This window comes from Paracidovorax citrulli, assembly GCF_900100305.1.
Lineage (GTDB): Bacteria > Pseudomonadota > Gammaproteobacteria > Burkholderiales > Burkholderiaceae_C > Paracidovorax > Paracidovorax citrulli.
On sequence record NZ_FNEY01000059.1, the window covers coordinates 1 to 8,637 of the forward strand.

The following is an 8,637-nucleotide window of genomic DNA, read 5'->3' on the forward strand; positions in this document are numbered from 1 at the left end:
CGAACTGCAGGTCGCTCTCGTCATATTGCACGCAGTATTCCCATGTGCGGTAGCTGCGGCTGAGTTTCTTTTCCATCGGATATCCGTACGCGCCCAGCACCTCTTCGATGATCTGCGGCACGCTCTTGTTCTGGAATATCCGGAAATCGCTCTTGCGCGAGGCCAGCCAAACCCAAGGCTGCAGCCGCAGTCGGTAGGCGTAGAAGCGGTGGTCCTGCCCCTGCATGCCGAAGCGCGTCACGATCCCGTCGAGGTAGCGCCGGCCACCGCCTTCGGTCTCCACCACCACCGTCGCGCTCTTGCCCAGCAGCGCCTTCGGGTCGATGCTTTTGTCCTCGCTCAGCAGGTCGATGTCGAGGCTGAAGACCTGGCTCAGTTCCTCCCGGCCCTTGAGCTCCCGGAAGTGCAGCGCATCGCCCAGCGGGGTTTGAATGGTGACTCGACGTGTCATTATGCAACCAAACGTATTAAAAGTATTATTTATTTTCCTATTCCAGGAAATGGTGCCAGCGCCAAATCATAGCCGTGATCGCTCCGCCGGCAATCACGGAATATTGGGTGCTTATACCCATTCGATTACTGATTACTCGACCGTCAATTGATAAAAACGGCCAGACAGTCGCCCACGGTGGATTATTTCAAGCACACCTGCACGCAGGCTGCCCCGCCGCAGACGCTGGCAGCATGCGACCTCCTCGCCCTGAAATGCAGCGGGTCCCAACCCGCTGCCACGCCGTTTCCGCGCCCTGGCTCAGCGGCCCTGCAGGAGGGCGAGCATGCCCGCCTCGTCCAGTACCGGCACGCCCAGCTCCTGTGCCTTGGCCAGCTTGCTGCCGGCCTCCTCGCCTGCCACGACGTAGTGCGTTTTCCTGCTGACGGAGCCTGCGACCTTCGCGCCCGCGGCTTCGAGCCGGTCCTTGGCGTCTTCACGGCTCAGAGTCGGCAGCGTGCCGGTGAGAACAAAGGTTTTCCCGGCCAGCGGCAAGGTGGCGCGTTCTGCAGGCGGGCCTTCCTTCCAGGTGACGCCGCAGGCCCGCAGCTGCTCGACCACCTCGCGGTTGTGGGGCTGCGCGAAGAACGTGTGGATGGCCTCCGCCACGACGGGGCCGACGTCGTTCACCTCCAGCAGTTGCTCCACGCTGGCGTCCATGATGGCATCGAGGCCGCCGAAATGGCGGGCCAGGTCCTTGGCCGTGGCTTCGCCCACATGGCGGATGCCCAGGCCGAACAGGAAGCGCGGCAGCGTGGTGTGCTTGGACTTTTCCAGGGCCGCCAGCACGTTCTGCGCGGATTTCTCCGCCATGCGGTCCAGGCTGCTGAGCGCCGTCAGGCCCAGGCGGTAGAGGTCCGGCAGGGTACGGATGACCTGGCCCTCCACCAGCTGGTCCACCAGCTTTTCGCCCAGGCCTTCGATGTCCATGGCCCGGCGCTGGGCGAAGTGCAGCAGCGCCTCCTTGCGCTGGGCCGGGCAGAAGAGCCCCCCCGTGCAGCGATGGTTGGCTTCGCCTTTTTCCCGGACCACCGTACTGCCGCAGATGGGGCACTGGCGCGGCATGCGGAAGTTCGGCACGTAGGGCGACCGCGGCGCGGCACGCGCCGCGTCGGCGCCCGGCGCCGTGCCATCGGCCCCGGAAGCGGCGTCCACCAGGGCATCGGAGCCCTGCAGCGCGCCCGCCACGGGCAGCAGGGCCGCCGGAACCGTGCCCACCACTTCGGGGATCACGTCGCCCGCGCGGCGCACGATGACCTGGTCGCCCACGCGCACGCCCTTCTTGCGGATCTCGAACAGGTTGTGCAGCGTGGCGTTGGTGACGGTGACGCCACCGACGAAGACGGGAGCCAGCCGCGCCACGGGGGTGAGCTTGCCGGTGCGGCCCACCTGTACGTCGATACCCTCCACGCGGGTGACCATCTCCTGCGCCGGGTACTTGTGCGCCACGGCCCACCGCGGCTCGCGGGTCACGAATCCCAGCTGGCGCTGCAGCGCCAGGCTGTTGACCTTGTACACCACCCCGTCGATGTCGTAGGGCAACTGGTCGCGGCTCGCGCCCACCTCCTGGTGGAAAGCGACCAGCTCGGACGCGCCCCGCGCGGTCCGCACCTGCGCGGCGACCGGGAAGCCCCAGGCCTTGAGCTGCCGCAGCATGTCGAAATGGGTCGCGAAGTCGGGGCCGCCTTCTGCTGCCGGAGTGATGTCGCCCAGGCCATAGGCGAAGAAGCTCAGGGGCCGCTGCGCGGCAATGCCCGAGTCGAGCTGGCGCACCGCGCCGGCCGCCGCATTGCGCGGGTTGACGAAGGTCTTGCCGCCGGCCTCGCGCTGGCGCTCGTTGAGCCGGTCGAAATCCGCCCGGCGCATGTAGACCTCGCCCCGCACCTCCAGTACGGGCGGCACGCCATGGCGGCCGCCCGTGGGCAGCATGAGGGGAATCTGGCGGATGGTACGGATGTTGTGGGTCACGTCCTCGCCCACCTCGCCGTCGCCGCGCGTGGCGGCCTGTACCAGGCGACCGTTCTCATAGCGCAGGCTCATGGCCAGGCCGTCGAATTTGGGCTCGGCGACGTATTCGACCGGCGGTGCGTCGGGCGCGAGCTTGAGCTCCCGGCGGACGCGGGCATCGAACGTCTCGGCGCCGCTGGCCTCGGTGTCGGTCTCGGTGCGGATGCTGAGCATCGGCACCGTGTGGCGAACGGGCGTCAGGCCCTCCATCACCGCGCCGATCACGCGCTGCGTGGGCGAATCGGGTGTCACGAGCTCGGGGTGCGCCGTCTCCAGTGCCTGCAGGGCCTGGAAGACGCGGTCGTATTCGGCATCCGGCACGGTGGGTGCGTCCAGCACGTAGTACTGGTGTGCCCATTGGTGCAACTGCGCCCGCAGCGCGGCGGCGCGCAGGCCCAGGTCTTCAGGGGCCTCCTGGGCAGGGGCGGAAAACAGGTCGGGATGTTCGGCCATGGCGATCGTCTTTCGGGAAAGGGGGCACGGCGTGCCGCCGCCGGGCCGCCGTGCGATGTTCAGCTGAACAGCCGCCGCGCCAGCACCGATCCGGCCGACAGTTCACGGCTGTCGAGCTTGTCGTAGAGCAGTTCCAGGTCCGCGGCAATCGGGTCCATGGTCATGGCAGGCAGCGGCGTGCCGTTCTGGTCGCACAGCACGCCGTCCATGGCCTGGCCCAGGGATGCAGCCACCTCCCGCAGCCGGGCGAAAGGTTGCTCGCTGCGGTGGACCTGCGCCACGTCCAGGCTGAGCGTGATGTCCCGGATGGCCGATTGCTCGGGATCTTCCGACAGGGCGGCCTGGGTGTCGTAGGACAGCGTGAGCACGGGTGGGAGCCCCTGCCCACCTGCCGGCAGAACCAGGCGGCCGGGCATGGCGCCCGGCGTGAAGCCCTGGCGCAGCGCATTCTGCTGCACGTACCCCGGGCTCCATGCCGCATGGCGGGCGCGCAGGCAGAACGCCAATTGCGCATCGTGATCGCTGGCGAACTGGTCCAGTTCGCGAGCGCGGCCGACCTCGTGCAACATGTCGGGAAAATCGGGCGTGGCATTGATCGCATCCGCGAAGCCCTGGGCCTTGAGCACGAACTCGGAGAATTCGATCTCGTTGAGGGCCCCGACGCGGTTGGCGAGCTGCACGCCGGCCTGGAACTGGGTGTAGCGCTGGCCCGGCATGGGTGTCTCCCACTGCTGTGCCGCTTCGTTGAAGCCTTCGATGGCGAACGGCTTGCTGCCCGCCCGGCGGGTGGTCGGCAGCGCCGCCAGCGCGGCATCGCCGGAGACGACCTGCTCGGGAACGATCGGTGCGATGGCATCGATCAGCGGATCGAGCCCTCCCCGGCGTTCGGCGGGAGGTACGGGCATCTGCAGCGAATCCTGCCAGTCCACGGTATGGCCGCCCTGGTGCGCCTCATCGGAAGCCGCCGCCTGCGACGTACCGGCCGGCGGGCCACCGGCCGTGCCGGCGGGCAGGTCGAAGCCGGGCTCCTGGCGTACCAGCGTATCGGCGCCGGCTGCCTCCGGTCCCCCCTGGGGACTGGCCCGCTTGGGCGCGTTGCGGTGGGTGGTCCAGGCGTTGTAGGCGACGACGATGGCCAATACCACGCCACCCGCGATGATGAGGCCGAGTTGGAAATTGCTCATGGTGTGAGTGAAACGATGTAACGCGGTGGCCGGCTGCCCTGCTTCATGCGTATTTGCTGTAGGACATCAGGCCTCGGCCATGGACAGCGCGGACTCCATGTCCACGGCGACGATGCGCGAAACCCCCTGCTCCTGCATCGTCACGCCAATGAGTTGCTCGGCCATTTCCATGGCGATCTTGTTGTGGCTGATGAAAAGGAACTGCGTGCCCCGGCTCATGCTCGCGACGAGTTTGGCATAGCGTTCGGTGTTCGCGTCGTCCAGCGGCGCGTCCACCTCGTCCAGCAGGCAGAACGGCGCCGGGTTGAGCTGGAAGATGGCGAAGACCAGCGCGATGGCCGTCAGCGCCTTCTCCCCGCCGGAGAGCAGGTGGATGGTCTGGTTCTTCTTGCCCGGAGGCTGCGCCATCACCTGCACGCCGGAGTCGAGGATCTCGTCCCCGGTCATGATGAGGCGCGCCTGCCCGCCGCCGAACAGTTCGGGGAACATGCGGCCGAAATGGCCGTTCACAGTCTCGAAGGTGCCGGACAGCAGCGTGCGCGTCTCGGCGTCGATCTTGCGTATCGCGTCCTCGAGCGTGTTCATGGCCAGGGTCAGGTCCTCGGTCTGCGCGTCGAGGAAGGTCTTGCGCTCGCGGGCGAGCTGCAACTCGTCCAGCGCGGCGAGGTTGACCGCTCCCAGGGCCGTGATCTCGCGGTGGAGCCGGTCGATCTCGGATTGCAGGCCGGCGGCCCGCACGCCGCCCTCTTCGATGGAGCGCGCCACGGCGTCCAGGTCGGCCTGCGCGTCCGCGAGCAGGCTGGTGTACTGCTCCAGGCCCAGCCTGGCGGCCTGTTCCTTGAGCTGGAAATCGGTGATGCGCTGGCGCAGCGGATCGAGCGCGCGCTCCAGCTGCAGCCGCCGCTCGTCGCTCGCGCGCAGGCGGGCCGTGAGATCGTCGTACTCGCTGCGCTGCGCGGCCAGCGCCTTCTCGCGCTCCATCTTCAGCTCCAGCGCCTGCTGCAGGCCCCCTTGCGCCGCGGCCGAAGAGAGGCGGCCCATTTCGTCCTGGGCGCGCTGGCGCTCGTCCTCGAGGGAGGCGACCTGCGTGCGCGCGGTGTCGATGGTGCGCGCCAGCTCGGCTCGCCGCGCTTCAAGGCTGCGGCGGGAGAACGTCGCTTCCTGCGCCTGCCTCTCCAGGGCACGCTGCTGCTCGCGGCACTCGTTCAGGCGCCGCTCGGCCTCGATCACCCGGTCGCCCAGCTGGGCATGGCGTTCCTGGCTGTCGGCGAGCTGCATGTCCAGCTCTTCGAAACGCGCCTCGGAAGCCACCGATCGCTCCTGAAGGTCCGCCAGCTGGGCCTCCACTTCGGCCAGATCGGCACCGATCTGCTCGCTCCGTGCCCGGGCCTGCTCCGCCAACTGGTTCAGGCGCAGGCTCTCGACCTGCAATTCGTGGCGCCGGCCCTGGGCTTCGCTGGCCTCCCGCCGGGCCGCCACCAGCCGTTGCGAGGCATCGGCATAAGCCGCCTCGGCACGGACCAGGGCGGTGCGCGATTCCTCGTGGATGAGCGCCTGTGCCCGCAGCTCTTTCTCGAGGTGCTCGATTTCCTGGGCGCGCGCGAGCAGGCCCGACTGCTCCGAATCCTGCGCATAGAAACTCACGCCATGCGCGCTGACCGCATGCCCGCCGGGAACGTAGATCGCCTCGCCCGGCCGCAGTTGGCTCCGGCGGTCCAGCGCTTCGTCCAGCGTGGCGGCCGTCTGGCACCCCTGGAGCCAGTCCTCCAGCACGGCACGCAGGCCGGCCTCCGGCACCCGCAGCAGGTCAGCCAGCCGTGGCGCAGCCGATGTCGTGCCGGGCGCGCCCGCGGCCGATGGCGCGCTGTAGAAGGCCAGGCGGGCAGGAGGTGCATCCTGACCGCCAGCGCCGAGGAAACCGCGGACGGTATCCAGGCGCCCGACCTCCAGCGCACCCAGGCGCTCGCGCAGAGCGGCTTCCAGCGCGTTCTCCCAGCCGGGCTCGATGTGCAGCCGGCTCCACAGGCCCTGCAGCCCGTCCAGCCCGTGCCGGGCCAGCCACGGCTTGAGTTTGCCGTCCGTGCGGACCTTCTCCTGCAGGGCCTTGAGCGCCTCCAGCCGCGCCGAGAGGTCTGCCTGGCGGGCACCTTCGGCGTTCGCGGCCTGTTGCCGCTGGCGGCGCTCTTCGTCCAGTTGGGGCACGCTGTCCTGCAGTTCGGCCAGCCGTGCCTCCGCCATCTCGGCGGCTTCCTCGGCCTCCTGCAACTGCCCGTTCAGGTTGGCCAGGCGCGCCTCGTCGGGAGCCGCCAGGGCGTTGCGGTCGGCACGCAGGCGCTCGTGCCGCGACTCCGCCTGACGCCGCTGCTCCTGCAGGCTGCGCTGCTCGGCAGCCAGCACCTGGATCTGCTGCTGCACCTGCACCACCGACGCGCGCTGCGCCTCGGAGCGTTGCTGCGCCTGGCGCAGGGCCTCCTCCAGGTCGGGCATCTGCATCGCCTGTTCCTCGACCTGGGCGGCGAGCATTTCCGCGCGCTCCTCCGCATCCACGCCGGCACCGGCGAGATTCTCCATTTCGGCCTCGGCCTCTTCCTTGCGGGCCGACCACTGCACGATCTGCTCGGCCAGCTGGGCCAGCCGCTGCTCCACGCGCTGGCGCCCTTCCACCACGTAGCGGATCTCCGCCTCCAGCTTGCCGACTTCCGCGGTCGCCTCGTAGAGCCGGCCCTGCGCCTGGTTGACCTGGTCGCCGGCGGCATAGTGGGCCTGGCGGATGGTTTCCAGGTCCGCCTCCACATGGCGCAGGTCGGCCATGCGGGATTCCAGGTCGTTCACCGCCTGCAGCCCTTCCGTGCGAACGCGGTTCTGCTCGGCTTCGGCATCGGCGCGCTTGAGGAACCAGAGCTGGTGCTGGCGCAGCGTCACGTCCGACTGCAGGGCGTTGTAGCGGGCCGCCACCTCCGCCTGCTTTTCCAGGCGTTCCAGGTTCGCGTTCAACTCGCGCAGGATGTCCTCCACGCGCGTGAGGTTCTCGCGGGTGTCGGCCAGGCGGTTCTCGGTCTCGCGGCGGCGCTCCTTGTACTTGGAGACGCCCGCCGCTTCCTCCAGGAAAAGCCGCAGCTCTTCCGGACGCGATTCGATGATGCGGCTGATCGTTCCCTGCCCGATGATGGCGTACGCGCGGGGGCCCAGGCCGGTGCCCAGGAACACGTCCTGCACGTCGCGGCGGCGCACGGGCTGGTTGTTGATGAAATAGCTGCTGTTGCCCTCGCGCGTGAGCACGCGCTTGACGGCGATCTCCGCGTACTGGTTCCACTGGCCACCGGCGCGGTGGTCGGCATTGTCGAACACCAGCTCGACGCTGGAGCGGCTGGCCGGCTTGCGGTGCGTGGTGCCGTTGAAGATCACGTCCTGCATCGATTCGCCGCGCAGCTCGCTCGCCTTCGATTCGCCCAGCACCCAGCGCACCGCGTCCATGATGTTGGACTTGCCGCAGCCGTTCGGCCCCACCACGCCCACGAGCTGCCCCGGCAGCACGAAGTGCGTGGGCTCGGCGAACGACTTGAAGCCGGCGAGTTTGATGGAATTGAGGCGCACGGATGGGGCGGCAGGCGTGGGTGCAGCGTGGCAAAGGGCGGCAAGGCAATGCCCGGAGCGGACGGACGGCAAAGCCTTCCATGCTGCCAGGCAGCGCCGGATGATACCGTGGCCTACCGGCCCGCCAGACGTTTCCGGGCTTCGCGCGTGAGACCGATGCTTCGCCCGCGAGGGCCGGTGCCTGGCATGCCGATGCTGCAATGCGGGCCGCCGTCGCATTCTGCCTGGCAGGCCCCGCGGACCGGGCCAGCCGAAGCATTGCGCTCTGTCCCACTGCCTTTCCCGCGCCTTCCCGCAGCCTCTCCCTCTGATCCGCCCGATATGGCCATCCATTCCCTCTCCTCGCCAGGCAACACCCGCCTCTCCACCCTGCCATGGTCGCTATCGCCTGCCCTGCAGCCCGTGGCCCCCGGCGCAGGAAGGAAGCGCAATCTGCCGGAAAACGGCATGCACCTGCCGCCCCGGGCAGCACCGCGCACGGTGGCCGACGGTCCGCTCGCCACTCGTCCTGGTCCAGACCATCCGGCCCCGCCACGCAACCTCGCTCACCCTCCGGATGGCATCGATCTGGCCCAGGTGGATCTAGGTGTGATGTCTCAATAGGTTGTTCATCCAGGCCCGACCTGGGAAGCTGTGGTTACCAGGCCCCAGCAACTCAGGACAGGACACCGGATGAACAGTCATAAGCATGCGCGATTGACCCGCGCAGGTCGAGCCCTTCTGGTCGACAGAGTGCTCCAGCAGAACTGGACGATGCGCCAAGCCAGCGAAGCCGCAGGCGTGAGCCTGCGCACCGGCTACAAGTGGATGGCCCGCTTTCGCAACGAAGGCCCCGATGGCTTGCTCGACCGCAGCTCCCGCCCGCACCGCAGCCCCCAGGCCTGCCCACCCGAGCAGGTCCAGCTGTTC

General features: G+C 68.7%; 5 protein-coding genes. 1 reads left to right on the plus strand and 4 read right to left on the minus strand.

Translation table 11 applies throughout. The annotated features are described in order from the left end of the window. The 4 genes from BLR99_RS21985 to smc all read right to left on the minus strand — a co-directional run. A partial coding sequence (locus tag BLR99_RS21985) for a type VI secretion system Vgr family protein (RefSeq protein ID WP_139160208.1) occupies window positions 1–451 on the minus strand: 451 nt, incomplete at its 3' end. Between the two features lie 300 nt (window positions 452–751). After that, window positions 752–2,950, minus strand: a complete 2,199-nt coding sequence (gene ligA / locus BLR99_RS21990; protein WP_046060187.1) for an NAD-dependent DNA ligase LigA — start codon at window positions 2,948–2,950, stop codon at window positions 752–754. Window positions 2,951–3,009: 59 nt separating this feature from the next. Beyond that, window positions 3,010–4,134, minus strand: a complete 1,125-nt coding sequence (locus BLR99_RS21995; RefSeq protein WP_011795931.1) for a cell division protein FtsZ — start codon at window positions 4,132–4,134, stop codon at window positions 3,010–3,012. 66 nt (window positions 4,135–4,200) lie between these two features. Next, on the minus strand, window positions 4,201–7,728 hold the full coding sequence (smc, locus tag BLR99_RS22000) for a chromosome segregation protein SMC (RefSeq protein ID WP_011795932.1): 3,528 nt from the start codon (window positions 7,726–7,728) through the stop codon (window positions 4,201–4,203). 672 nt (window positions 7,729–8,400) lie between these two features. Here smc and BLR99_RS22005 point away from each other — a divergent pair. Further along, window positions 8,401–8,637 (plus strand): leucine zipper domain-containing protein (locus BLR99_RS22005; protein WP_139160209.1); only part of this gene is annotated, 237 nt, incomplete at its 3' end.

What these genes read in the sequence shown, in the direction of transcription:
- BLR99_RS21995 (WP_011795931.1), bottom strand. Translation starts at nt 4,134, where the DNA reads ATGAGCAATTTCCAACTCGGCCTCATCATCGCGGGTGGCGTGGTATTG.
- ligA (WP_046060187.1), bottom strand. Translation starts at nt 2,950, where the DNA reads ATGGCCGAACATCCCGACCTGTTTTCCGCCCCTGCCCAGGAGGCCCCT.